At 69.1% G+C, this 26,298-nt stretch carries 18 protein-coding genes; 6 read left to right on the top strand and 12 right to left on the bottom strand.

Going from position 1 to position 26,298, the window contains the following annotated elements; translation table 11 throughout:
- Positions 1–70: 70 nt before the first annotated feature.
- The 3 genes from glgC to BLTE_RS16515 all read right to left on the bottom strand — a co-directional run bounded on the left by glgC (position 71) and on the right by BLTE_RS16515 (position 6,249).
- Complete coding sequence (glgC, locus tag BLTE_RS16525; RefSeq protein ID WP_244600249.1) at positions 71–1,294, bottom strand: glucose-1-phosphate adenylyltransferase; 1,224 nt, start codon at positions 1,292–1,294, stop codon at positions 71–73.
- Between the two features lie 92 nt (positions 1,295–1,386).
- On the bottom strand, positions 1,387–3,654 hold the full coding sequence (glgB, locus tag BLTE_RS16520; RefSeq protein ID WP_126401715.1) for a 1,4-alpha-glucan branching protein GlgB: 2,268 nt from the start codon (positions 3,652–3,654) through the stop codon (positions 1,387–1,389).
- Between the two features lie 189 nt (positions 3,655–3,843).
- Positions 3,844–6,249 carry a glycogen/starch/alpha-glucan phosphorylase gene (locus BLTE_RS16515; RefSeq protein WP_126402269.1) on the bottom strand — a complete coding sequence of 802 codons (2,406 nt, stop codon included), beginning with the start codon at positions 6,247–6,249 and terminating at the stop codon, positions 3,844–3,846.
- A gap of 763 nt (positions 6,250–7,012) precedes the next feature.
- Here BLTE_RS16515 and BLTE_RS16510 point away from each other — a divergent pair.
- Complete coding sequence (locus BLTE_RS16510; RefSeq protein WP_126401714.1) at positions 7,013–7,405, top strand: response regulator; 393 nt, start codon at positions 7,013–7,015, stop codon at positions 7,403–7,405.
- A 16-nt stretch (positions 7,406–7,421) separates the two neighbouring features.
- Here BLTE_RS16510 and BLTE_RS16505 read toward each other — a convergent pair whose 3' ends face one another.
- The 5 genes from BLTE_RS16505 to BLTE_RS16485 all read right to left on the bottom strand — a co-directional run bounded on the left by BLTE_RS16505 (position 7,422) and on the right by BLTE_RS16485 (position 12,760).
- On the bottom strand, positions 7,422–8,789 hold the full coding sequence (locus tag BLTE_RS16505; RefSeq protein WP_126401713.1) for an ABC1 kinase family protein: 1,368 nt from the start codon (positions 8,787–8,789) through the stop codon (positions 7,422–7,424).
- A 91-nt stretch (positions 8,790–8,880) separates the two neighbouring features.
- Positions 8,881–10,128, bottom strand: a complete 1,248-nt coding sequence (locus tag BLTE_RS16500; RefSeq protein WP_244600031.1) for an alpha/beta fold hydrolase — start codon at positions 10,126–10,128, stop codon at positions 8,881–8,883.
- Positions 10,129–10,199: 71 nt separating this feature from the next.
- The gene (locus BLTE_RS16495; protein WP_126401712.1) at positions 10,200–10,643 is read right to left on the bottom strand and encodes a type II toxin-antitoxin system death-on-curing family toxin; all 444 of its coding nucleotides are present in this window, start codon (positions 10,641–10,643) and stop codon (positions 10,200–10,202) included.
- Positions 10,640–10,864, bottom strand: coding sequence for an AbrB/MazE/SpoVT family DNA-binding domain-containing protein (locus tag BLTE_RS16490; RefSeq protein WP_126401711.1), 225 nt, complete (start codon positions 10,862–10,864; stop codon positions 10,640–10,642). Before BLTE_RS16490 ends, BLTE_RS16495 begins: the two co-directional genes overlap by 4 nt.
- Positions 10,865–10,918: 54 nt before the next feature.
- On the bottom strand, positions 10,919–12,760 hold the full coding sequence (locus BLTE_RS16485) for a M3 family oligoendopeptidase (protein WP_126401710.1): 1,842 nt from the start codon (positions 12,758–12,760) through the stop codon (positions 10,919–10,921).
- A gap of 318 nt (positions 12,761–13,078) precedes the next feature.
- Here BLTE_RS16485 and BLTE_RS16480 point away from each other — a divergent pair, with 318 nt between their 5' ends.
- From BLTE_RS16480 to mepK, 3 genes are all read left to right on the top strand, one after another.
- Positions 13,079–14,632, top strand: a complete 1,554-nt coding sequence (locus BLTE_RS16480) for a sigma-54-dependent transcriptional regulator (RefSeq protein ID WP_126401709.1) — start codon at positions 13,079–13,081, stop codon at positions 14,630–14,632.
- Positions 14,633–14,744: 112 nt separating this feature from the next.
- A complete protein-coding gene (locus BLTE_RS16475) occupies positions 14,745–17,081 on the top strand; it encodes a L,D-transpeptidase family protein (protein ID WP_160140651.1) in 2,337 nt (778 codons plus the stop codon).
- 277 nt (positions 17,082–17,358) lie between these two features.
- Entirely contained in the window at positions 17,359–19,113 is a 1,755-nt protein-coding gene (gene mepK / locus BLTE_RS16470) for a peptidoglycan L,D-endopeptidase MepK (protein WP_126401707.1), read from the top strand.
- Positions 19,114–19,425: 312 nt separating this feature from the next.
- On the opposite strand, the gene BLTE_RS16465 is transcribed toward mepK, so the two are convergent.
- Entirely contained in the window at positions 19,426–20,223 is a 798-nt protein-coding gene (locus BLTE_RS16465; protein WP_126401706.1) for an RluA family pseudouridine synthase, read from the bottom strand.
- A gap of 51 nt (positions 20,224–20,274) precedes the next feature.
- On the opposite strand from BLTE_RS16465, the gene ftsY reads away from it, so the two are divergent.
- A complete protein-coding gene (gene ftsY, locus BLTE_RS16460; RefSeq protein ID WP_126401705.1) occupies positions 20,275–21,672 on the top strand; it encodes a signal recognition particle-docking protein FtsY in 1,398 nt (465 codons plus the stop codon).
- A 3-nt stretch (positions 21,673–21,675) separates the two neighbouring features.
- Positions 21,676–22,257, top strand: a complete 582-nt coding sequence (locus tag BLTE_RS16455; protein WP_126401704.1) for a septation protein A — start codon at positions 21,676–21,678, stop codon at positions 22,255–22,257.
- Between the two features lie 263 nt (positions 22,258–22,520).
- On the opposite strand, the gene BLTE_RS16450 is transcribed toward BLTE_RS16455, so the two are convergent.
- The 3 genes from BLTE_RS16450 to BLTE_RS16440 form a co-directional block, all read right to left on the bottom strand.
- Positions 22,521–23,072 carry a L,D-transpeptidase gene (locus BLTE_RS16450; RefSeq protein ID WP_126401703.1) on the bottom strand — a complete coding sequence of 184 codons (552 nt, stop codon included), beginning with the start codon at positions 23,070–23,072 and terminating at the stop codon, positions 22,521–22,523.
- 372 nt (positions 23,073–23,444) lie between these two features.
- On the bottom strand, positions 23,445–25,397 hold the full coding sequence (gene acs, locus BLTE_RS16445; RefSeq protein WP_126401702.1) for an acetate--CoA ligase: 1,953 nt from the start codon (positions 25,395–25,397) through the stop codon (positions 23,445–23,447).
- Positions 25,398–25,598: 201 nt separating this feature from the next.
- Positions 25,599–26,288 (bottom strand): class I SAM-dependent methyltransferase, encoded by a 690-nt coding sequence (locus BLTE_RS16440; RefSeq protein WP_244600030.1) that lies wholly within the window; start codon positions 26,286–26,288, stop codon positions 25,599–25,601.
- Positions 26,289–26,298 lie beyond the last annotated feature (10 nt).

Raw genomic sequence — 26,298 nt, 5'->3', positions numbered from 1 at the left:
GCGGCCGGCTTCGCCGGCTTGCGGGGGCGGAACGCGGCGGTCTTGCGACCCTTGGGCGGGGCTGTGTCGCTCATTCGGACAGCCTGTCGATCATGGTCTGGGTGATCAGCACGATGCCCTTCTCGGTGCGGCGGAAGCGCTTGGCGTCGAGCTCGGGATCCTCGCCGACGACGAGGCCGGGCGGGATGCGCACGCCGCGATCGATGATGGTGTTACGCAGCCGGGCGCGCCGGCCGATGTCGACGTCCGGCAGCACCACCGAGGTCTCGATGTGCGAGAACGAATTGACGCGGACGCCGGCGAACAGCACCGAATTGCTCAGCGCGCCGCCCGACACGATGCAGCCGGCCAACACCAGCGACGACACCGCCAGACCGCGCCGGCCCTCGAGGTCATGGACGAACTTGGCGGGCGGAGCGATCTCGGCATAGGTCCAGATCGGCCAGTCGCGCTCGAAGATGTCGAGGCTCGGGATCACCGCCGTGAGGTCGATATTGGCCTCGTGATAGGCATCGAGCGTGCCGACGTCGCGCCAATAGGCCTCCGGCTCGTTGTGCGAGCGCACGCACGACGAGGTGAAGCGGTGGGCCAGCGCCTTGCCGTTCTTCACCAGGTTCGGAATGATGTTCTTGCCGAAATCGTGCGAGGAGCCGGGATCGGCGGCGTCGCGGCGCAGCTCCTCGAGCATGAAGCGCGTCTCGAACACATAGATGCCCATCGAGGCCAGCGCCATGTCCGGCTTGTCGGGCATGCCCGGCGGGTCCTTCGGCTTCTCGACGAAGTCGATGATGCGGTCGTTCTCGTCGACATGCATCACGCCGAAGCCGGTGGCCTCCATGCGCGGCACCTCGAGGCAGCTCACCACCACGTCGGCCTTCTGGTCGACGAGCTGGCGCAGCATCGGCTCGTAGTCCATCTTGTAGATGTGGTCGCCGGCCAGGATGATGACGTATTCGGGCGCGTAGCCCTCGATGATGTCGATGTTCTGATAGACTGCGTCGGCCGTGCCGACGTACCACATGTCCTCCGCCACGCGCTGGCTGGCGGGCAGGATGTCGAAGCCTTCCTTGCGTTCCTGGCGGAAGAAGTTCCAGCCCGACTGCAGATGGCGGATCAGGCTGTGCGCCTTGTACTGGGTGGCGACGCAGATGCGGCGGATGCCGGAATTCAGCGCGTTCGACAGCGCGAAATCGATGATGCGCCACGTGCCGCCGAAATAGACCGCCGGCTTGGCGCGCCGGTCGGTCAGCTCCATCAGCCGCGAGCCGCGCCCGCCCGCCAGCACGAAGGCCATGGTGTCGCGGGCGAGCGGCCCCGAGCCGGGACGATGGGCGCGGACGGCGGTCGACAGGACAGGACGCCCGGGAGAGGCTTGGCCGGGGGAGATCATGGACGTTCCCACTCGAGATACAGGGTGGCCAGAGGCGGCAAAGTCAGCGTCGCCGACACGCTGCCAAATGCATCGCTGGTCGCCTGCACGGCGCCGCCATTGCCGACGCCGCAGCCGCCATAATCGCGCGCGTCGGTGTTCAGCCGCTCGATCCAGCGTCCGGTGCGCGGCATCGGCACGCGATAGCCGTGGCGCGGCAGCGGCGTGAGATTGGCGATCACCGCGACGACGTTCGCGCCGTCGCCCGACTGGCGGGCCCAGGCGAACACCGAGTTCTCGCGGTCGTCGACGATCAGCCAACGGAAGCCCTCGGGCTCGCAGTCGCGCTCGTGCAGCGCCGGCTTCAAGCTGTGCATCCGGTTGAGATCGCGCACCAGCCGCTGCATGCCGGCGTGCGGGGCGTGCTGGATCACCCCCCAGTCGAGCGCCCGGGATTCGCTCCACTCGTCGCGCTGGGCGAACTCCTGCCCCATGAACAGCAGCTTCTTGCCGGGATAGCCCCACATCAGCGCGTAATAGGCGCGCAAGCTGGCGAAGCGCTGCCAGTCGTCGCCCGACATCTTGTGCAGCAGCGACGCCTTGCCGTGCACTACCTCGTCATGGGACAGCGGCAGGATGAAGTTCTCGGAGAAGGCGTAGAGCAGACCGAAGGTGATGTCGTCGTGGTGCCAGCGGCGATGGATCGACTCGCGCGACATGAAGCGCAGCGTGTCGTTCATGAAGCCCATGTTCCACTTGAAGCCGAAGCCCAGCCCGCCGGCGAACACCGGGTGGGAGACGCCGGCCCAGGCGGTCGATTCCTCGGCGATCATCAGCACGCCCGGATGCTGGGCGTAGACGATCTCGTTCAGCCGCTTGAGGAAGGCGATGGCCTCGAGATTCTCCTTGCCGCCATACTTGTTGGGCAGCCATTCGCCGTTGCGGCGCGAATAGTCGAGATAGAGCATCGAGGCCACCGCATCGACCCTGAGCCCGTCGATATGGTAGCGCTCCAGCCAGAACAGCGCGTTGTTGATGAGGAAGCTCTCGACCTCGGTGCGGCCGAAATTGTAGATCGCGGTGTTCCAGTCGGGATGGAAGCCGCGGCGCGGATCTTCGTGCTCGTAGAGCGCGGTGCCGTCGAACCGGCGCAGGCCGTGGGCGTCGGTGGGGAAGTGCGCCGGCACCCAGTCGAGGATGATGCCGATGCCAGCCCGGTGGGCGGCATCGACGAAGCGGGCGAAGCCGGCCGGGTCGCCGTGGCGGGCGGTCGGCGCGAACAGCCCGGTCGGCTGGTAGCCCCAGGACGCATCGAGCGGATGCTCGGAGACCGGCAGAAGCTCGATATGGGTGAAGCCGAGATCGGCGACATAGGGGATGAGTTGGCGGGCGAGATCGTCATAGCTCAGGAACTCGCCGTTCGGGCCGCGCTGCCAGGAGCCGAGATGCGCCTCGTAGATCGTCATCGGCGCGCGACGCGGATCGCGCTTGGCGCGCGCGGCCATGTAGTCGGCGTCCGTCCACGCGATATCGAGCGGCCCGGCCACCACCGAGGCGGTGTTGGGACGCAGCTCCGACTGGAAGGCCATCGGATCGGCCTTGAGCGGCTGCAGATTGCCGTCCGGGCCCAGGATCTCGAACTTGTAGATGGTGCCGGCGGCGAGGCCCGGAATGAAGATCTCGTAGACGCCGGTGTCGACGCGGCGCCGCATCAGATGGCGGCGGCCGTCCCACTGGTTGAAGTCGCCGACCACCGAGACGCGCTGGGCGTTGGGCGCCCACACCGCGAAATGCACGCCCTCCACCCCCTCGTGCACGATGGGATGGGCGCCGAGCTTGTCGAACAGCCGCAGGTGCGAGCCCTCGGCAACGTAATAGTCGTCGAGCGGACCGAGCACCGGGCCGAAGGCGTAGGGGTCGAAGAACTCCCAGGTGCCGCCGGCATTCCGGGCGCGCAGCCGGTAGCGGATGCGCGGGCCGGGGCCGATCGAGCCCTCGAACACCTCGTGCGGCGTGCGCTTCTCCAGCGCGCCCAGCACCGTGCCGGCGTCATCGATCACCTCGACGGCATCCGCACCCGGCACGAAGGCCCGCACCATGCGCTCGCGCCCGGCCTCCTGCAGGCCGAGGACGGCGAACGGATCGGGATGGATGCCCCCGGCGATGGCGGCGATGTCGGACACCGCGAGGCGCGCGCCGCCGCCCGCAGCAGTGCCCGCGCCCTTTGTCCCCGCACCCGCGGCGCCACTGCCCGCAGCGCCACCGCCCGTGAAACTCCCGGCCATATCCCCCCCGGCTGTGTCCGCTCCGGTCAGAATGTCTGACCCCAGAATTCCTGACCCGCTATCCCATGGTTCGCAGCGGCCTCGCGGGCGCGCGGCCGTTCGGCTGGAACTGCCGTCCCGCTTGACCGCGCCCTGCGCGCCAGGACCGATCGCGTGACGCCACGTCCGTGACGCCGGCCGCGCCTGCGGTCAGCGTGTCGGCACACCCCAGATCTCCTCGGCATAGTCCCGGATTGCCCGGTCGGAGGAGAACCAGCCCGATCGGGCCGTATTGATCACCGCCTTGCGGGCCCAATCGCTCGAATTGCGCCACAGGGCAGCGATCTTCCGTTGGGTTTCCGCATAAGCCTGGAAGTCGGCAGTGACAAGAAAATAGTCGTGATTTCGTAGCGCGTCGACGGTGCCGCGATGGCGCGACGGATCGTCGGGCGAATAGACGCCAGCATATAACGATTCCATGACAGCGGCGAGCGCCGGATTGTCGGCGATCGTTTCGCTTGGATTGTATCCCTTGCGGCGAACGACTTCGACCTCCTCGGCGGTCAGTCCGAAGATGAAAATGTTCTCGCCGCCGATGTGATCGCGAAGCTCGATGTTGGCGCCGTCGAGTGTTCCGATGGTCAACGCGCCATTGAGCGCGAACTTCATGTTGCCGGTGCCCGAAGCCTCCATGCCGGCGGTCGAGATCTGCTCGGAGAGATCGGCGGCCGGAATGATCACCTGCGCCAGGCTGACATTGTAGTTCGGCAGGAAGGCCACCTTCAGCAGGCCGCGCGTCGCCGGGTCCGAATTGACCACCTTGGCGACATCGTTGATCAGCTTGATGATGTACTTGGCCGTTGTGTAGCTCGACGCCGCCTTGCCGGCGAAGAGCTTGACACGCGGCACCCAGTCCTCGTTCGGCCGGGCGCGGATCGCGTCATAGAGCGCGATGGTCTCCAGAACATTCAAAAGCTGGCGCTTGTATTCATGGATGCGCTTGACGTGGACGTCGAACAGCGCCGCCGGATCGACGCGCACGCCGATCTGTTCGAGGATCAGCGCGGCCAGCCGCTCCTTGTTGGCGCGCTTGACCTGCATGAAGCGCTCGCGGAACGCGGCGTCCTCGGCATAGGGTGCAAGCTGCGACAGCTTCTCCAGATCGTCGAGCGGCCCCTCGCCGATGGTGTCGCGCACCAGCCGGGCGAGGCCGGGATTGGACTGCATCAGCCAGCGCCGCGGCGTGATGCCGTTGGTCTTGTTGGTGATGCGCTCGGGATAGAGCGCCCCCAGATCCTTGAAGACCGTCTTCTTCATCAGCTCGCTGTGCAGCGCCGAGACGCCGTTGATCTTGTGCGAGCCGACGAAGGCGAGGTTGCCCATGCGCACGCCGCGGCCGTGCCATTCGTCGATCAGCGAGATCGCCGACAGCATGCCGTCGGTGCAGTCCGGCCGCTTGCGGGCATCGGCGATCAGCTTGGCGTTGATGGCATAGATGATCTGCATGTGGCGCGGCAGCAGCCGCTCCATCAGCGACACCGGCCACATCTCCAGCGCCTCGGGCAAAAGCGTGTGGTTGGTGTAGTTGATGGTGGTGCGGGTGATGGCCCAGGCCTCGTCCCAGCCCAGCGCGTGCACGTCGAGCAGGATGCGCATCAGCTCGGCCACCGCGATGGCGGGGTGGGTGTCGTTGAGCTGGATGGTGGCCTTGTCGGGCAGGCTGCGGATGTCGCCGAACTGCTGGACGTGGCGGCGCACCAGATCCTGCAGCGAGGCCGAGGTGAAGAAGAACTCCTGGCGCAGCCGCAGCTCCTGGCCGGCCTGGGTCGAGTCGGACGGATAGAGCACGCGCGAGATGCTCTCGGCGCGGGTGCGGTCGGCCACCGCGCCGACATGGTCGCCGCGGTTGAAGGCTTCGAGATGGATCGGGTCGGCGGCGCGCGCCCGCCACAGGCGCAGCGTGTTCACCCGCGCGCCGCGCCAGCCGACGATCGGCGTGTCGTAGGCGATGGCCAGCACCCGGTCGCCCGGCTTCCAGGTATGGCGCACCGCGCCGTCCCAGCCCTCGCTGGCCTCGACCGTGCCGCCGAAGCCGATCTCATAGGCGACCTCGCGGCGCTCGAACTCCCAGGGATTGCCGAACGCCAGCCAGTCCTCCGGCAGCTCGACCTGCCAGCCGTCGGCGATCTTCTGGCGGAACAGGCCGTGGTCGTAGCGGATGCCGTAGCCATGCGCGGCGATGGCGAGCGTCGCCATGCTTTCCATGTAGCAGGCGGCGAGCCGGCCGAGGCCGCCATTGCCGAGCGCGGCGTCGGGCTCCAGCTCGGCCATCGCCTCGTAGTCGACCCCGATCTCGGCCAGCGCCTCGCGCACCACCGCGTCGAGCTGCAGATTGCACGACACGTCGCGCAGCTGCCGGCCGATCATGAATTCGAGCGACAGGTAATAGACCCGTTTGCGGCCGGTGCGGTAGGCCTCGCGCACCGAGGCGATCCAGCGATCGACCACGTGGTCGCGGACGGCGAGGCTGGTGGCGCGCAGCCAGTCGTGCAGCTTGGCGGCCGCCGGATCCTTGCCCACCGCATAGGTGAGCTTGGCCAGGATGGCCTTGCGCATCTGCAGCGTATCGACCTTGGGGGCGAAGGCGACGCCGTCGATCGCCGGATCATCAAGGCTGGCGGGTTCGCCGGTGGACGCGACGTTCGGCATCAGATAGGGCATGCGACCTCGATCGGGCACGGGCGGGACTGGTTTAATCTTAGCTGCGATGCAACCCGGATTGAAGAGGCGCGATTGTTCGGCCGGCTGCCGGCCGCCCCGCGCCGGCCGGCACCGGTTTGCGAAGCTTCCTGTCGAAGAATATCCCGCAAACGCCTCGCGTCAGGCATGGCTGCATCCTGAATCGATCTCGACAATACAGCCTCGCATCGAACTCGGCCAAGGGTTCGGCCAAGATCGCACCTGAAACTTCTTCTCCCGGCGCGGGCTCGGTATGGCAGAGAGGCTTCACATGCCCTCAAATACCGGCGCGCCGCAAGCGAAACCGCGACGGCGCCGTTGCGCAAAATTGCCGCTCCGCACTGCCGGCGGTTGCGTCGGCGCGCGTATTGGCGCCGCCGTTGACCGGATCTCAACCTTATCGATAGGCATATCACCGAAAACGTTCACGCTTCGTTAATCTTTACATGTTGTAGTAATCCTCGAATCGCGGTATTGGTAAACCACGATAGCGGCAGTATTCGCAACCTTTTGCGCGCCCGCGATTTATACTTTCGTCAATCTCAAAAATATTTGCCGCACCCGGGGGAACCAATTTGCTGTTCCGACGTTGAGTTCTCTTTTTCTAATGCGAGGCCGCACAGGAAAGTCGAAGCCGACCATGTTGCGAGTTCTGATTGTCGAAGATAATGCGCTGATTGCGTGCGACCTCGACGCCATCGTCGCCGCATCGGGGCACGAGGTGATCGGCCCGGTCGATACCGTGTCGGACGCGCGAAAACTGCTCGGCGGCTGCGATGCCGCCCTGCTCGACATCGACGTCCGCGACGGCAAGACCTTCGAACTCGCCGCGGCGATGGTGCAGACCGGGCGGCCCTTCATGTTCATCAGCGGCGCGGTGCGCCGCGATCTGCCGGGCATGTTCCGCGGCACCGCCTTCCTGCAGAAGCCCTATGCGGCGGGCGACATCCGCCGCTGGCTGGGCCGGACCGAATCGCCGCCCACCGTGCCGGCCGTCCACGGCCCGGTTCGGCTGCGCACCGCACCGGTCTGATCGGCCGGGCGCCGTCTTATCCGCCCGGCACCGGCGGCGGCAGGCCGGCCACCGCCAGCGCCGCAGCCTGGTTCGCCGCCACCTTCTCCACCGAGAACCCGGCGAAGGCGTCCTCGAACAGCCGGTGGAAATTGACCTCCGCCCGCAGGCGCAGGAACACCCCGCCCAGCCCGATCGCCGCGCGATCCATGAACACGAACTCGCGCGGCACGGTCACCGGCCCGAGCTCGCGCAGAGCGCGGTGCACCGAGAACGCCTCCTTGCGGCCGTACTCGCCCGGCGCGACGCCGTCGGCGATGGTGCGCACGCGGTCCTCCAGCACCGGGCCGTAGATGAAGCGCGCCCAGATGTTGAGCACGTCGACGATCTCGCGCTTGAGGCCCTTGAAGCCCCACTGCTCGTAGGCATGGACGGTGCGCTCGTCGTCCCGGTCCCGCAGGCCGCGATAGAGATCGACCACGCCGCCGACGAAGGCCGGCGGGAAGATGCGGATGCAGCCATAGTCGAGCAGGTTGATGCCGCCCGGCACCCCGTCTTCTTCGAACACCGTGTAGTTGCCGAGGTGCGGGTCGCCATGGATGACGGCGAACCGGCTGAACGGCATCCACCACGCCCGGTACATGGCGATGGCCAGCCGGTTGCGGGTCTCCAGGTCGTGTCCGACGAAGTCGAGCAGGCGCCGGCCGTCGAGCCAGTCGAGGGTGAGCAGCCGCCCGGTGGACAGGTCCGGCCACACCCCCGGCACCCGCACGTCGCCGAGGCCGGCCGCCATGTGGCGGTAGAGCCGGACGTGGCGGGCCTCGCGGCGATAGTCGAGCTCCTCGCGCAGCCGTTCGCCCAGTTCGCGGGCCATCTCGCGGGTATCGATCGCCGGATCGACCCGGCGCTGGATGGCGAAGGCGATGTCGAGCTGGGCGAGGTCGGCTTCCACCGCCGACTGCATGTCCGGATACTGCAGCTTGCAGGCCAGCGGCTCGCCGCCGAGCGCGGCCGCCCTGTGCACCTGGCCGAGCGAGGCTGCCGCCGCCGGCCGGTGGTCGAAGCTGCCGAACCGCGCCTGCCAGTCGGGGCCGAGCTCGGCCGCCATGCGCCGCCTGACGAAGGTCCAGCCCATCGGCGGCGCCTCGCTCTGCAGCTTCTGCAGCTCGGCGGCGTATTCCGGCGGCACCAGATCGGGAATGGTCGACATGAACTGGGCGACCTTCATGATCGGCCCCTTGAGCCCGCCCAGCACGGCGGCGAGATCCTCGGCGTTGACCTGCCGGTCGGACCGGCCGAGCAGCCGCGACCCCACCATCCTGGCGGCCATGCCGCCGACATTCACGCCCACCCGCGCATAGCGGGTGGCGCGGGCGGAGAATCGGTTCTGTTCGCTGTCGGTCATGGTCTCGGCCAAACGCCGGTCTCGCCGCGAACGGCCCGGTTCCGCCGATATAGGCGCGATCTGCGCGATTTCCACGGCTGCATTTCCACGGCTACTCGGCCGCTTCGGACTCCGCCCGGAGCACGGTGCGCGGCGCACGAAGCCGCGGCGGGCGCGCTCGCGATGTGCCGGCGGCGCGGCGGCGCCCGGTGGCGGCCGCGAGATCGGTCGCGGCAAGATCGGTGGCGGCAAGATCTGTCGCAGCAAGCCAGCGCGCCACCTCCGGCCAGCCGGTGGCGAGGTTGCGCGCCCCCAGGAACAGGCTGAGATGGCCGCCCTGCCACAGCCGGCAGACCGCGGCGGACCCGGCTGTGCCGGCCAGCCGCGCCGCCGCAAACACCTGCCCGGCGGGCGCGATGATGTCGTCCTGCCCCGCCACCAGGAACAGCGGATGGCGCAGGCGCGACAGCCCCACCATGCGCCCGAGCGCCGGCACCCCGCCCGCGGCCAGCAGATTGCGCTGGAACAGCCAGTCCACCATCTGGAGGTAGTAGCCACCGGGCATGTCGACCAGCACCCGGTCCCAGGCCACGTAGCGCGCCAGCGCCGCGCGCGCCTGCGGCCGGTCGTCGCCGGGATCGAGTTCGAGGTCGCGGCGGGCATGGGCATCGAGCTCGCCGGCGATGCTCGGCCAGACATTGCGCATCGACCGGCCGCGCATGCGCCCGCCGCCCTGGCGGACGATCTCGGCGAATGTGGCGAGCGGCGTCGCCTTGGCCCACGCCGCCAGCGCGCTCTCGCCGACCGCGGTATCGACGGGGGCGGCGACCGGCACCACCGCCCGCACCTTGTCCGGAAAGCGGGCAGCATAGATCAGCGCCAGATTGCCGCCCTGGCACAGGCCGATCAGATCGACCGGCGGCCCGCACTCGTCGACCACGACATTGAGGTCGGCGAGATAGGTGTCGAGCGTGAAGTCGCTCATCGCCGGGGTTGCCGACTTCCACTCGGTCAGCATCAGCCGGGCCACGCCCTCGCAGGCGAGGCGCTCCATCAGGCTGTGGCCGGGGGCGAGGTCGGCGATCACCGCGGTATGCAGCGCGAACGGCGCCACCACCAGCACCGGCCGGCCGGCCGCACCGGTCGAGAAGTCGCGCAAGGATACGGTCGGCAGGTCGAGGCGGACCCGGTTGGCGGTGGTCCAGGCCAGCGTCTCGCCGGCCGGCGCAGTGTCGGCGCCCAGCATCATCGCCGCGCACCGGCTGGCGAAGCCGCAGGCGGCCACGTTCGCCGCCGCCGCGGCGGCGAAGGCGAAGTCCCAGGGCGTGGCTGGCCAGGGATTCGGGCGGTCGGACGGCATGGAACCCTCCCGGGACCTTCCCGCGGGGCGCCAGAATCCTCCAGGTTGCGCGTCAAATCAACGGTTGGCCGCTACCCCTCGCCTGCGACCGGTGTACGCGGGGGTGCAGGCTCGCGCGGCGCCGCGAGCCGGTCGCCGATCCAGCGGGCGAGCCCCGCCTCGCCGACCTCGCCCGCGGCCAGCGCCAGGATGGCGGCCGCCGCCTCGGCGGGGTCCGGGGCGAAGGGAAGGCCATTCTTGCGAAGGAACACCATCATCGCCATGAAGGCCGCCCGCTTGTTGCCGTCGACAAACGGATGGTTGCGCGCGATGCCGAAAGCGTAGGCGGCGGCGAGGGCGGCCAGATCCGTCTCGCCATAGGCAAACTTATTCTGAGGACGCGCCACCGCGGATTCGAGCGCGCCGGCATCACGCAGTCCTGCCGGGCCGCCGAATTTGGCCAATTGCATGCCGTGGATCACCGTCACCTGCTCGACGGTCAGCCATCTGGGCTCGGCGACCCCCTCCTCGCTCATTTGGCAAGGACTTTCAGGGTGTCGCGATACTCGTTCATCACCTGATCGGCGATCTGGACCGTCTCCTCGAAATCGGGATCATAGGGAGAAAGCCGGATGACCTTGCCGGGGCCTTCGGCAACGGACAGCCAATCCCCGCGCTGCAGGTCCAGTCGGGAGAGCAACTCTCGAGGCAGGATCACGCCCGTCGAGTTGCCGATCTTCTTGATCTCAACCTTCATCTCCGCCTCCGCAGTTGTACAAAATGTATCACAGCGGAAGCGCGCTGTCGTGCCTTACCCTTCCAGCGCCTCCAGCTCGCCGATCATGCGCTCGATCACCGTCAGCCCGGTCTGCCAGAACGCCGGCTCGCGGGCGTCGAGCCCGAACGGAGCGAGCAGCTCGGAATGGTGTTTGGTGCCGCCGGCCGCCAGCAGGTCGAGATAGCGCCCGGCGAAGCCCTCCGGCGCCCGCTCATAGACGGCATAGAGCGAGTTCACGAGGCAATCGCCGAACGCATAGGCGTAGACGTAGAACGGCGCGTGGATGAAGTGGCCGATATAGGTCCAGAACGTCTCGTAGCCGGGGCCGAGACGGATCGCCGGGCCGAGGCTCTCGCTCTGCACTTCCAGCCAGAACCGGCCGATCTCGTCCGCCGTCAGCTCGCCCTCCTTGCGCGCCTCGTGCACCTTGCGCTCGAAGCTGTAGAAGGCGATCTGCCGCACCACGGTGTTGAGCATGTCCTCGACCTTCGAGGCGATCAGCGCCTTACGCTGGGCGCGGTCGGGGGTGGCGGCGAGGATTGCCTTGAAGGTCAGCATCTCGCCGAACACCGAGGCGGTCTCCGCCAGCGTCAGCGGGGTCGGCGCCATCAGCGGGCCGTTGGGCGCGGCCAGCACCTGATGGACGCCGTGGCCGAGCTCGTGGGCGAGCGTCATCACGTCGCGCGGCTTGTTCTGGTAGTTCATCAGCACGTAGGGGTGCACCGAGGGCACGGTGGGGTGCGAGAAGGCGCCTGGCGCCTTGCCCGGCCGCACCGGGGCGTCGATCCACCGCCGGTCGAAGAACCGCTGGGCGATCTCGGCGAGCTTGGGCGAGAAGCCGCGATAGGCGTCGAGCACGGTTGAGCGCGCCTCGGACCACGCATAGGTGCGCTGCTCGACCTTTGGCAGCGGCGCGTTGCGGTCCCAATGGTCGAGCGCATCCTTGCCGAACCAGCGCGCCTTCAGCGCATAGTAGCGGTGCGACAGCCGCGGATAGGCGTCGCGCACCGCCGACACCAGCGCCTCCACCACCTCGCGCTCGACCCGGTTGGCGAGGTGGCGGCTGTCGGCGACGTCCTTGAAGCCGCGCCAGCGGTCGGTGATCTCCTTGTCCTTGGCCAGGACGTTGGTGATCAGGGTGAAGGTGCGCAGGTGCTCGCGGAAGGTGGTGGCCAGCGCCTCGGCGGCGGCCTTGCGGGCGGGCTCCACCGGCTCCAGCAGCAGGTTCAGGGTCGGCTCCAGCGTCAGCTCGCGCCCCTCGACCTTGAAGCGCAGCGCCGACACCGTCTCGTTGAACAGCCGGTTCCAGGCGGTGCGGCCGGACACCGACTTCTCCAGGAACAGCTGCTCCAGCCGGTCCTCGAGCTGGTAGGGCCGCTCCTTGCGGATGTCGGTGAACCACGGCCGCCAGCGCTGGAGCGCCGGGTCGGCCAGCGCGGCATCGACCAGCGCGTCGTCGAGCCGGTTTAGCTCCAGCTCGAAGAACAGCAGATGCGACGAGGCGTTGGTCACCCGCTCCTGGACGTCGCCATAGAACTTCGCGCGTGCGGGGTCGGAATTGTCGCCGGCATAGACCAGGCCGGCATAGGAGATCAGCCGGCCGAGCAGCTCCTCGATCGCCTCGTACTGGCGCACCGCCTCGGCAAGCCGGGGGCCGGCATCGGCGGCGGCGGCGATCTCGCCGAGCTTGCCGCGCCAAGTCTCGGCGAAGGCGGCGCAGGCCGATTCGGCCTCCTTGAGATCGGCCGCCACCTCCGGGGACGTCATGCCGGGATAGAGGTCCGACAGATCCCATTCGGGCAGCGCCGAGGCGGGCGCGGCGGAGCGGGACGGGGCGGCATGGGACGGGGCGGCATGTGTCGCGGCTGAGGTCATGAAGCGGCTCGATCCGATGCAGGGAAGCCCCGACCCGACACGCCGTTCATGGCGCGGATGGGGCAGGCCCGGACCTGCAGAGATATCGCAGAATGGCTGGCCGCCAAGCGGAGTTTCGCCGATGGCCGGCCCGGCGCGCGGCCGAGGCCGGCGCGCGGGAGCAAAACTTTGCAGAATTTGGAATTCATTCAGCATGTTCGCGCGTTTCTGCGAGGCAGAGGCGGCGAAAAACCCTGTCCTGCGCGAATTTGTTAGCGCTGCGTTAACGTTCCCCGGCCACGGTCGCCCCAAATTGGCACAGATCGGGTCGGGGACGGTATGGGTGGCGTGATTCTGGTCGTCGACGACGATCCGGTGCAGCGGCGGCTGCTGGACGCCATGGTGCGCCGGCTGGGGTTCGACGCGGTGGCGGCGGACAGCGGCGAGGCGGCGCTCAAGGCGCTGGCCGGGTCGGCGTTCGACGCGGTGCTGCTCGATCTGGTGATGCCCGATCTCGACGGCATGGCGGTGCTGACCCGCCTGCGCGACGGCGGCAGCGAGGTGCCGGTGATCGTGCAGACCGCCAACGGCTCGATCGACGCGGTGGTCTCGGCGATGCGGGCCGGCGCGGTCGATTTCGTGGTCAAGCCGGTCGGCATCGAGCGGCTTTCGGTGTCGCTCAGGAACGCGCTGGCGACCCGGGCGCTGCAGAACGAGATCCGCCGCTTCAAGCGGGCGCGCGAGGGCACGCTGACCTTTTCCGACGTGCTGAGCCGCTCGACGCGCATGGCGGCGGTGCTCAAGCTCGCCAACAAGGCGGCGGCCTCGGCCATTCCGGTGCTGATCGAGGGCGAATCGGGCACCGGCAAGGAGCTGGTGGCCCGCGCCATCCATGGCTCGGGGACCCGGCGCGCCAAGCCGTTCGTCGCCGTCAATTGCGGCGCCATGCCGGAGACCCTGGTCGAGTCGATCCTGTTCGGGCACGAGAAGGGGGCGTTCACCGGCGCCTTCGACCGCCACACCGGCAAGTTCGTGGAGGCCAACGGCGGCACGCTGTTCCTCGACGAGATCGGCGAACTGTCGCCGGACGCGCAGGTGAAGCTGTTGCGGGTGCTGCAGACCGGCGAGGTCGATCCGGTGGGCAGCCGGCGCACGGTGAAGGTCGACGTGCGGGTGATGTCGGCCACCAACCGCGACCTGCTCACCGAGGTGAAGGCCGGCCGCTTCCGCGAAGACCTCTATTACCGGCTGGCGGTGTTTCCGCTGGCGCTGCCGCCGCTCCGGGCACGGCGCGAGGACATTGCCGATCTCGTGCGCCATTTCGCGGTGCGCTTCGCCGCCGAGGAGGGCAAGCGCATCCGCACCGTCTCGGCCGACGCGCTGCGGCTGCTGGCCGAGCACCCCTGGCCGGGCAATGTCCGCCAGCTTGAGAATGCGGTGTTCCGCGCCGTGGTGCTGGCCGAGACCGACGAGCTGACGCCGGCCGAGTTTCCGCAGATCGCCGCGCGCGTCGAGGCCGCACCGGCGCTGGCGCCGACCGACTTCGTCTGCGGCGGGCTGGATGCACCCGACAGCCATGCGGCTGGCGCGCCGCTTTCGATCGGACGGCCGGCGGCCGGCGGCTCCATCCTGCCGCTGACCGGCGCGGACGGCCATGTCGTCGAGCTTGCCGAGGTCGAGGCTGCTGCCATCCGCCACGCCGTCCGCCGCTATCGCGGCCAGATGACCGAGGTGGCGCGCCGGCTGAAGATCGGCCGCTCGACGCTCTACCGGCGGCTGAAGGAGCTCGGCCTCGATGCCGACGCTCTCGCCGCCGGCGCCTTGGCCGGCGGCACCGATCCGGCCGGGGCCAAAGCCGCGGCCTCCGATGCCCCAGGCGTGGTGCCGGCGTAACACGTCCGGAAAAAAGCCCGGATGACGGCGTGGTGAGTTGCCGGCGTCCGGCAAATCAGATCAGGTCCGAACGAATCGGATCGAGGTGCGCTGATCGATGGGAGCAGGGTCCATGGGTGCGGGTTCCGCCCGGTTTCTGGCAGGCGTGGCGCTGGCTGCGCTGCTGGCGTACGAGGCCGCCGCCACCGAAGGGCCTGCAGCCGAGGCCACCCAGGCTGCGCCGACCCAAGCTGCGCCGAACCAAGCTGCGCCCGCCCAGACGATGCCCGGTACCGACGCGGCGCTCGATGGAACGGACCCCGAGGCCGTGCCGGTCGATCCGGACGAGCCGGCGGTCGGGATCGAGCCCGATCCGGAGGACGATCCCGAGGACGACTCGCAATTGCGGTCCGGCAGCGGCGCCGACACCCGGTCCGGCGCGGCCACCTCCGACGGTCCCAAGCCTGACGATACGAAGCCTGACGATACGAAATCCGGCGAGACGAAGCCCGAGCTGCGGCCGGCCGCGGCCGAGGCGCCCCAGGCACCGGCTGCGGCGCCCACGGTCGAGACCGCCGCGCCCGCACCGCCCGCCATCGACGCGCTGGTGCCGGTGCCCGAGTCGGCCGATGTGCCGCCGCCCGGCCTGGCCGACATCGGCCCGCCCGCCGGCACACCCTCCAAGGAGACGGCGAAGGATGTGACCCGGGACGCGCCGCCGGCTGCGGCTCCTGCGGCCGCGCCGGCTGTTGCCCCGGCCAGGGAGACAGCCAAGGAAACCGTGAAGGAAACCGCCAAGGAGGCTTCGCCTCCCGCCGCACCGCCGGCCGCCACGGCGGTGATCGAGGAGGCGGCGGTGACCGCGGCGCTGCGGGCGCTCCTCACCGAGCGCGGCGGCAGCGCCGAGGACCGGCGGCTGCGCGAGACGCTGGCGCAGGCCTATGAGGCGCGCGGCTTCCGGCCGGTGTGGATCGAACACGGCAAGCTGCAGGCGCGCGCCGCTTCGGCGGGCCGGGTGCTGACCGGCGCCGCGGCCGAGGGGCTCGACCCAGCCGACTATGCGCTGCCCGCCGACCCCGGCCCGGATGCGACGGCGGCGACGCTGGCCGCCGCCGACCTGAAATATTCGAACGCCGCGGTGACCTACGCCCGCCACGCCATGTCCGGCCGGTTCGACCCCGGGCGCGTGCATCCGCTGGTCACCCCGCGCCGCACCATCCCCAAGGCCGAGGAGGTGATCTCCGCCCTGGCCCAGGCCGCCGACCCCGGCGCGGTGCTCGCCGCCTACAATCCGCCGCATGACGGCTACCGGGCGCTGAAGAAGATCCTGGCCGAGATGCGCAGCGCCACGGCCGCCGAGGAGACCGCCCGCATTCCCAGCGGGCCGGTGCTGCGGCCGGGAATGCGCGATCCGCGCGTGCCCGCGCTGCGGGCGAGGCTCGGCGTCGCCGGCGACAACGCCGACACCGTCTACGGCCCCGAACTGGTCGCGGCGCTGAAGGCGTTCCAGGAGGACCACGACCTCAACGCCGATGGCGTGGTCGGGGCGCAGACGCTGGCCGCGCTCAATGGCGGCGGCAAGGCCACCGTCAACGACATCATCGCCAATATGGAGCGCTGGCGCTGGCTGCCGCGCGATCTCGGCGCCACCCACATCATGGTGAACATTCCCGAGTTCACCGTGCGCATCTGGCGCAACGGCCAGATGATCCACCGCACGCGGGTGATCACCGGCAAGCCCTCGACCCCGACGCCGGTGTTCACCGACGACATGGAATATGTGGTGATCAACCCGGCCTGGAACGTGCCGCCCTCGATCGTGAGGAACGAGATGCTGCCGCTGCTCGCCTCCGACCCCGAGGCGATCACCCGCCAGGGCCTGGAGGTGCTGGTCAATGGCCGCCCGGTCGACCCCTACGAGGTCTATGGCGCCGATCCCAACTCGATCTCGTTCCGCCAGCCGCCGGGCGAGCGCAATGCGCTCGGCCGCATCAAGTTCATGTTCCCCAACCGGCACCACGTCTATCTGCACGACACGCCGACGCGCCACCTGTTCGCGCGCGAGGTGCGCACGTTCAGCCATGGCTGCATTCGGGTGAACGAACCGCTGAAGTTCGGCGAGGTGGTGTTCTCCCTCGGCCTGCCGGGCGAGCACTGGTCGCCGGCCCGCATCGAATCGATGTTCGGCCGCGAGGAGAACATCATCCAGTTCCGCAACCGCTTCCCGGTCCACGTGGCCTATTTCACCACGATGGTGGACGAGAGCGGGGCGCTGGTGGTTCGCGACGACGTCTACAGCTACAATGCCCAGGTGAAGGCGCTGCTCGGGCTGGAAGGTCAGGTTCGCCGCTTCTCCCCGCCGCCCTCGGCGCGGCCGGTGGCGCTGCCGCCGCCGGTGGTACGCCCGGCCGGTCCGCCGCCGACGTTTCTGGAGCAGTTGTTCGGCATCCGGCCGATGCGCGGCGGCTGATCCGCCGCCCTACCGGTCGAGCGGTAAGCACCGCCCGGCCGCCGGGTGATCGGCTACCTTCACCTCCGTTTAACCACTGATATTAACCAGAATTCCGGCGCGATTCTTGGCGCGGCCGATTTTTGCCACGTTCAACCCTTACCCAAGCCCCAGCACATCGGGGCACGGGTGCTAAGTCGCCATTAACCTGACCCGATTAAGACGATGTTCACCCTGGCGAACGCGGTAATGGGACGCGCCCGCCTCACATCCTGTCTACGCATCGGGGACCGGCTCAGTGAGTTTACGGTACAGCTCCCGCTTTGACCTTCGCATCGACTTCATCCGCCGCGCACGGCACAGCCTCACCGTCGCCGCCCTCGCAGCCACTCTCGTGGCCGGCGGCGTCCGGGGCACCCAGGACGCGGTCGCCAATGGCGACACGCGCACGATCTCGTTCCACCACACGCATACGAGCGAGTCGCTGACCATCACCTTCAAGCGTGACGGCCGCTACGACGAAGACGCGCTGAAAAAACTCAACTGGTTCATGCGCGACTGGCGCCGCAACGAGTCAACGCAGATGGACCCCCATTTGTTCGACATCGTGTGGGAAGTTTATCGCGACGTCGGCGCCAGCGCTCCGGTCGAGGTCATCTCCGGCTATCGTTCGCCGGCCACCAACTCCATGCTGCGCTCGCGCAGCCGCGGCGTCGCCCAGTTCTCCCAGCACACCGTGGGCAAGGCGATCGACCTGTTCATTCCCGGCATCAGCCTGTCGGCGGTCCGTGAGGCCGGCCTGCGCCTGCAGCGCGGCGGCGTCGGCTTCTATCCGACCTCCGGCTCGCCCTTCGTCCATCTCGATACCGCCAGCGTTCGCCACTGGCCGCGCATGAGCCGCGAGCAGCTCGCCCGCGTGTTCCCGGACGGCAAGACCGTCCATCTGCCGGCCGATGGCCGGCCGCTGTCCGGCTATGAGGTCGCGATGCGCGATCTCGAGCGGCGCGGCGGCGCCGTCCGCGGCCGCACCCTGGTGGCGTCTCGCGGCGAGTCCGACGAAGACGCCGACATGACCAATGACGGGCGGTTGATCTACCGCTCGCGGGGCGGGGCCACCGCCCAGGCGTCGGCCGCCGCCGCCCCCCGCCGCAGCCTGTTCGCCTGGCTCGGCGGCGACCGCGAGGAGACCGACGCGGCGCCGGCCAAGGCCCAAACACAGACCCAGACTCAGGCCCAGACTCCTGCCAAGCCGCAGGCCGCTCCGGCGTCGACCACCGTCGCGCAGGCGCCGGTTCCGGCTCCGGGCGTGCCGCTGCCGCCGGTGCGGCCGGATCGCGCCGGCGCGGTCACCGTGGCTCAAGCCGAGACGGCCGGCGATTCGATGCGCTGGGTCGCCGGCCCGAGCGGCCGCGAAGCCCCGGCCGCACAGGTGGCCGCCGCGTCGCGCGGCACGCCGGCGCCCGACGCGCCGCTGCCGCGGCCGCGCCCGGGATCCGGCTCGGCGCCGGCCGGCTTCGCGCTGGCCTCGGCCGACACGCGTCCGGCCAGCCCCGAGACCACGGCCAGCATCGCCCGCGGCGGCCTGCCGCCGGAGATCACCGCCGGCATCGGCGCGGCGCAACAGGCGCAGGACCGGCAGGCTCAGGACCGGATGCCGGTGCTGGCCTATGCCGGCGCCGACGACATCGCCCTGCCGCGCGCGGTTGCCGCCGCGCCGGCCGCCCAGCCGGCGGCGAGCCGCCCGGCGGCCCCCGCCCAGCGCTCGGCGGCGCGTGAACCCATGCCCCGCCTGACGGCGCCGCGCACCGAAGGGCCGGGCCTGCCCCGCCTGATCGTCGCCGCCCGGTTCGACACGGTCCGCGTCGACATGCGCCACCCGGATGCCAGGGCGTCGGGCTCGCTGCTGCGCGGCAGCCGCGGCGCGCTCGACCTCAAATTCACCCGCAAGGCCGACCCGGACCTGACCGCCGACCGCTTCGCCGGCCCGGCGATCCAGCCGCTGCCGGTCGCCCGGTTCGAGGTCGCCCTGCTGCAGGACAATACCCGCCGCTGAGCGGCGGCCGCGGGCGGCACGTGCCGCCGGGACGTTCGAAACAAGAAGCCTCCGGCCATGGGCCGGAGGCTTTTTCGTTTCGGCAAGAGACACATTCCCCCCAGGCTGACGCCGGCTTCCAGGTGACCGGCTCGGCTTCCCGTCCCGGCGGACGTCGTTGCGAATGTGTGTTTCGGAAGCCGTGCAGATCATACGGTTTCCGGCTGATCAAGCCTTCGAGCCGTATTCCGATCGCCGAAAAATCCCTTCCAACTCAAGGATTTTTCGGCGAGACCGTTTCCGGTATCCCGAAGGGATCAACCGGAAACCGTATCAGACCGCTGCGCCGCAGGCGGCGAGCGCCTCGCGCATGTGGGGCGGCACCGGCGCGGTGACGCTGATCGGCGCCTCGCCGGACTTGAACGGCACCGAGACGGTGCGGGCGTGGAGGTGCAGCGGTGGGCCGAAGGTTTTTTGGTTTGTCGCAGTCTCTTGCGCAAAACCGGTATCCACTTTTGCGGAGAATGCTCTGGTTCTTTCGTTGGTCGCATTCTCTGCCGCAAAACCGGTATCCACTTTTGCGGAGAATGCTCCCCGGCCGTAAACCGCATCGCCGAGGATCGGGAAGCCCATCGCCGCGCAATGGACGCGGAGCTGGTGGGTGCGGCCGGTGAGCGGCTCCAGCTCCAGCCACGTCAAGCCTGACGGCGACCGGCCGCGCACCCGGAAGCGGGTCTGCGACGGCAGGCCGGCGGCATCGACCTTCATCCACCAGCCGCGGCCGGGCTCCCTGGTGGCGAGCGGCAGGTCGATAAGCCCCTCGTCCGCCTCGGGGCCGCCCTCGACCACCGCCCAGTAGGTCTTGGCGATCCGCCCGGCCTTGAACAGCGCGCCGAGCCGGGCCAGCGCCTTGCGGTGGCGGCCGAGCACCAGGCAGCCGGAGGTGTCCTTGTCGAGACGGTGGGCGAGCGCGGGCGCGCGCGGCAGGCCGAAACGCAGCGCGTCGAACAGCTGTTCCAGGCTCTGGCCGCCCTTGGGGCCGGCGTGGACGGGCAGGCCCGCCGGCTTGTCGAGCACCAGCATCATGCCGTCGCGGTAGAGCAGCCGCGCCTGCAACTCTTCTCCCGTCATCCGGTTCGGGCTATCGAGGTGCGGAGCCCCCGTCAACGTGCGAAGGCAGACATGACTCAAGACAAGCCCGGCTTCTTCGGACGCCTGTTCGGTCGCCGTGCGGCGGTCGAGACGGAAACCAAGCAGCCCGAACCGACCCCGTCCGAACCGACGCCGAGCGAACTGGAACCGGTCGAGGCCGTCCCGGCCGCGCCGGCCACGGTCGCGCCCGAACCGGCGCCGGCCGCCCCCGTTGACGCCGAGCCGGTCGCACTCGCGCCGGTCGTGCTCGAGCCGGCCGCATCGGAGCCCCCGACGCCGGAGGCCGCCTTGGCCGAGCCCGAACCTGCTGCGCCCGAGTCCACGGAGCCGGAGCCCATCGAGCCCGAATCCACCGAAGCGACGCCGGCCGCCGCGCTGGAGGCCGAACCGCTGGAGGCCGAACCGGCGGAACCCAAGACGCCGGAGGTCAAGTCGGCCGAAGCCAAGGCGCCGGAGACCAAGACGCCGGAACCCGCGCCGGCCGAACCCAAGCCGGCTCCCAAGCGCCGGCTGAGCTGGTGGCAGCGGCTGAAGGGCGGCCTCGCCCGCACCGCGTCGGCGCTGTCGAGCGGCATCGGCGACCTGTTCACCAAGCGCAAGCTCGACGCCGGCACGCTGGAGGAGCTGGAGGATCTGCTGATCCAGGCCGACCTCGGCCTCGACACGGCGGCCCGCATCGCCGGGGCGCTGCGCCGGGAGCGCTACGAGCGCGACGTCTCGCCCGAGGAGGTGAAGACGGTGCTGGCCGCCGAGATCGAGGCGGTGCTAGAGCCGGCGGCGAAGCCGCTGGTCATCGACAGCGAGGCGAAGCCGTTCGTGCTGCTGATGGTCGGGGTCAACGGCTCGGGCAAGACCACCACCATCGGCAAGCTCGCCGCCAAGTTCTCCGCCGAGGGCCGCAAGGTGGTGCTGGCGGCCGGCGACACCTTCCGCGCCGCGGCGATCGACCAGCTCAAGGTGTGGGGCCAGCGCACCGGCGCCGAGGTGGTGTCCGGCGCCCAGGGCGCGGATTCGGCCGGGCTCGCCTTCGACGCGCTGGTCAAGGCGCGCGAGGGGGGCGCAGACATCCTGATGGTCGATACCGCCGGCCGCCTGCAGAATAAGGCGGCGCTGATGGCCGAACTCGAAAAAGTGATCCGGGTGCTCAAGAAGCAGGACGACAGCGCGCCCCACGCCGTGTTGCTGGTGTTGGACGCCACCGTCGGTCAGAATGCCATTTCGCAGGTCGAGGCGTTCCAGAAGACCGCCGGGGTCACCGGACTGGTGATGACCAAGCTCGACGGCACCGCCCGCGGCGGCATTCTCGTGGCGCTGGCCGCCAAGTTCGGCCTGCCCGTTCACTTCATCGGCGTCGGCGAGGGCGTCGACGATCTCGAACCGTTCGCTGCGCGCGACTTCGCCCGTGCGCTGGTGGGTCTGGAGGCCTGACAGATGACGACAGCCGAAATCCAGCCGGAACGCGCCACGCTCCACCCGGCGCTCAAGATCGCGCTCGAAATGGGGCCGCTCGCCTTGTTCTTCTTCGCCAATGCCCGCTACGGCATCTTCACGGCGACGGCGGTGTTCATGGTGGCGGTGATCGTGGCGCTTGGCCTGAGCTGGATCCTGGCCCGGCGGCTCGCCATCATGCCGCTGATCTCGGCGGCGGTGGTCCTCGTGTTCGGCGGCCTGACCATCGTGCTGCAGGACGACCTGTTCATCAAGCTCAAGCCGACCATCCTCAACACGCTGTTCGGCTCGCTGCTGCTGGTCGGGCTGGTGTTCCGCAAGTCGTTCCTGGCGCTGGTGTTCGACGGCGTGATCAACCTCACCGAGGAAGGCTGGAAGAAGCTCACGGTGCGCTGGGCGCTGTTCCTGCTGGTGCTGGCCGTCCTCAACGAGGTGATCTGGCGCACCCAGACCACCGACTTCTGGGTGGCGTTCAAGGTGTTCGGCATCCTGCCGCTCACCGTGGTGTTCAGCGCCATGCAGTATCCGCTGATGATGCGCTACGCCCTCGACAAGCCGAAATAGCCGATCCCATCCTGTCATCCCGGACGGCGCGCAGCGCCGAGCCGGGATCGTCAGCAGAAAAGTACCTATCTTGGTCACAGCCCCGGATCGCGCGGCTGGCGCCGCTTGTCCGGGGCGACGAGTGTCATACGGGTTCCGGCTGATCAAGCCGGAGAGCCGTATTCCGATCGCCGAAAATTCCTTTCCGGATCAAGGATTTTTCGGCGAGACTGTTTCCGGCATCCCGAAGGGATCAACCGGAAACCGTATCAGGTCAAGGCGCCTCACCGCTCCACCACCACCCGGGTGCCGACGCCGACCTGACTGTAGAGGTCGAGCACGTCCTCGTTCAGCATGCGGATGCAGCCGAACGAGGCGGCCGAGCCGATCGAGCGGCGCATCGAGGCCGAGGTGCCGTGGATGGCGTATTCGCCGCCCGACAGGGTGAGCGCCGCCGCGCCCATCGGGTTGCCGGGCGCGCCGCCGGCGATCAGATTGGGCAACGACGGCTTGTGGCGCTTGACCTCGGCCGGCGGCGACCAGGCCGGCTGCAGGTGCTTGCCGTCGATATAGGTGGCGCCGGTCCACTGCCGGCCGGCCATGCCCACCGCCACCGGATAGCGGATCGCCCGGCCGGCGCCGACCACGTAATAGAGCCGGCGCTCGGACGTCTTCACCACGATAGTGCCCGGCAACGCCTCGGCCTTGAACGCCACCACCTCGCGCGCGGCCTGTGCCGGCCCGGCACCGAGACCCGTTGCGACGACGCTGATTGCGACGATGGCGGCCGCTGCGGCCAGGCGCGCGGCGGCCGGCCCCGAAGACTCCAAACCCATGACGCACTCTCCCACCCCCGGCTCCGGCCGGCAGCGGAAGGGTCGCCGGAAATCTTTGCCAAGCGATTTCCGGGGCTTGGAAAGGCGGGGTCCAACAAGGGGTTGGGACGCCTGTTTTTGGAAACAAGGTGAATAAAATGCGACTCAAAATGAAAATCGCGGCGCGTGGGGCGCGCCGCGATTGTTTCGTATTGCCCATCACAGTCCTGGCTCGCGCAACTGCGCTGCTTGCCCGGGACGACGTTCATCCCATACGGTTTCCGGCCTGCAAGGCCGGAGAACCGTATTCCGATCGCCGAAAATCCCGTTCTCGAATAAGGATTTTCGGCGAGTCCGTTTCCGGGATCACGAAGTGATCTCCCGGAAACCGTTTCAAGCCGCCGCGCCGCGGCGGTTCTGGCGATTGCCGATCAGATCGTCGACCACGCCGGGGTCGGCCAGCGTCGAGGTGTCGCCGAGATTGCCGAACTCGTCCTCGGCGATCTTGCGCAGGATGCGGCGCATGATCTTGCCCGAGCGGGTCTTGGGCAGGCCGGGCGCGAACTGGATCAGGTCGGGCGAGGCGATCGGGCCGATCTCCTTCCTCACCCAGTTGACCAGCTCCTTGCGCAGCTCCTCCGACGGCTCGATGCCGCTCATCAGCGTCACATAGGCGTAGATGCCCTGGCCCTTGATGTCGTGCGGATAGCCGACGACGGCGGCCTCCGACACCTTGGGGTGCGCCACCAGCGCCGATTCGACCTCGGCGGTGCCCATGCGGTGGCCGGACACGTTGATGACGTCGTCGACGCGGCCGGTGATCCAGTAGAAGCCGTCGGCGTCGCGGCGGCAGCCGTCGCCGGTGAAATACTTGCCGGCATAGGTCGAGAAGTAGGTCTGCACGAAGCGGTCATGGTCGCCATAGACCGTGCGCATCTGGCCGGGCCAGGAGTCGGCGAGCACCAGATTGCCTTCGCAGGCGCCGTCCAGCACCTGGCCGTTGGCGTCGACCACCTCCGGCACCACGCCGAAGAACGGCCGGGTCGCCGAGCCGGGCTTGAGCTTGGTGGCGCCGGGCAGCGGGGTGATGAGGATGCCGCCGGTCTCGGTCTGCCACCAGGTGTCGACGATCGGGCAGCGGTCGTCGCCGACCACGCGGTGGTACCACTCCCAGGCTTCCGGATTGATCGGCTCGCCGACCGAGCCGAGCAGGCGCAAGCTGGCGCGCGAGGTCTTCTTCACCGGCTCCTCGCCCGCCTGCATCAGCGAGCGGATGGCGGTCGGCGCGGTGTAGAAGATGTTGACCTTGTGCTTGTCGATCACTTCCCAGAACCGGCCGATGGTCGGGTAGTTCGGCACGCCCTCGAACATCAGGGTGGTGGCGCCGTTGGCGAGCGGGCCATAGACGATGTAGCTGTGGCCGGTGACCCAGCCCACGTCGGCGGTGCACCAGTAGATGTCGCCGTCGTGATAGTCGAACACATACTGGTGGGTCATCGCGGCATAGACGAGATAGCCGCCGGTGGTGTGCAGCACGCCCTTCGGCTTGCCGGTCGAGCCGGAGGTGTAGAGGATGAACAGCGGATCCTCGGCGTTCATCTCGGCCGGCGCGCACTCGGCCGGCATGTTCTTGGCGACCTCGTCATAATAGACGTCGCGGCCGGAGCGCATCGGCACCGAGCCGCCGGTGCGGCGCACCACGATCATGCTCTCCACCCCGCCGGCGCGGTCGGCGGCGGCGTCGGCATTGAGCTTCAGCGGCACCTTGCGGCCGCCGCGCAGGCCCTCGTCGGCGGTGACGACGACGGTCGAGCCGGCATCCTCGATGCGGCCGGCGAGGCTGTCGGGCGAGAAGCCGCCGAACACCACCGAATGGACGGCGCCGATGCGGGCGCAGGCCAGCATGGCGTAGGCCGCCTCGGGAATCATCGGCAGATAGATGGTGACGCGATCGCCCTTCTTGACGCCGCGCGCCTTCAGCACGTTGGCGAAGCGGCAGACCTCCTCATAGAGCTCGCGATAGGTGATCTTGCGGTCTTCGTTGGGATTGTCGCCTTCCCAGATGATCGCCACCTGATCGCCGCGCGTCGCAAGATGACGGTCGAGACAGTTGTAGGAGACGTTGGTCACGCCGTCCTCATACCACTTGATCGACACGTTGTGCGGGTCGAACGAGGTATTCTTCACCTTGGTGTAGGGCGTAAACCAGTGGATGCGCTTGCCTTGCTCGCCCCAGAAGGCGACAGGATCCTTCAGCGAGGCCGCGTACATCTCCAGATACTTGGCGTCGTCGATATAGGCGCGGGACGACCACTCGGCTGTGACGTCGTAAACCTTCTCGGACATGTGTCTCCCCAGGACAAGGGCCGCGGCTCAGACCGCGTGCTCGACTAGTTTCAGGCGCATATTTCACCGATCGGCGCAACTGCGACAAGCGGTAGGACCTCGCACTTTGGTCGCGGTTCCGTTCGCGCTCCCGTACGCGGTCTCGCGACGGCTCCGGGCGGTGGCGGAACCGACATTCTGCGTCCCGCCGCCGTTGCCGGTTCAAGCCCCGAGCGCGTAGACCGCCGTCGGCTTGATCTCGCGATCCTCGATATCGCGCGTCACCGGCACCTCATAGTGCGCGAGGCGCGCGAGCCGTGCCTGCGGCAGATAGCAGCGGCCGGGATCGCCGATCAACACCCGGGCGCCCGACGCCGCCTGCCGGTCGAGAAAGGCCAGCGCCCGCGCGGCGAGGTCGCGCTCGTAGAAGGCGTCGCCCACCAGCACGACCTCGAACGCCGCGACCTCCGGCGCGTCCAGAAGATCGGCGGTCTCGACCGCGATCCCGACGCCGTTGGCCGCGGCATTGAGGGCGATGGCCGCCGCCGCGAAGCCGTCGATCTCGGCGGCGGTGACCGTCGCGCCGGCCTTGGCCGCGGCGATGGCGACGAGGCCGGAGCCGGAGGCGAGATCCAGCACACGCCGGCCGGCGACGCTGTCGGGATGGTCGAGCACGTAGCGCGCCAGCGCCTGCCCGCCGGCCCAGGCGAACGCCCAGAATGGCGGCGGCAGCATCATGCGGTCGAGCTCGGCCTCGGTCGCCTGCCACAGCGGCACCACCGCGTCGGCGAGGTGGAGGCGGATTTCCGGCACCAGCGCCACCGGCATCAGGCGGCTGTTGGCGCGGACGAAGGCGGTGGGGTCGGTCGCGGGCGGCATCGGTGCTGGCGAGGTGATTTCTGGCAAGGTCATGCCGGCCGGC

It is taken from the genome of Blastochloris tepida (assembly GCF_003966715.1).
In the GTDB taxonomy this organism is placed as follows: domain Bacteria; phylum Pseudomonadota; class Alphaproteobacteria; order Rhizobiales; family Xanthobacteraceae; genus Blastochloris; species Blastochloris tepida.
Note: the sequence above shows the minus strand (reverse complement) of the source record. Positions and strands in the feature narration are given on the sequence as shown.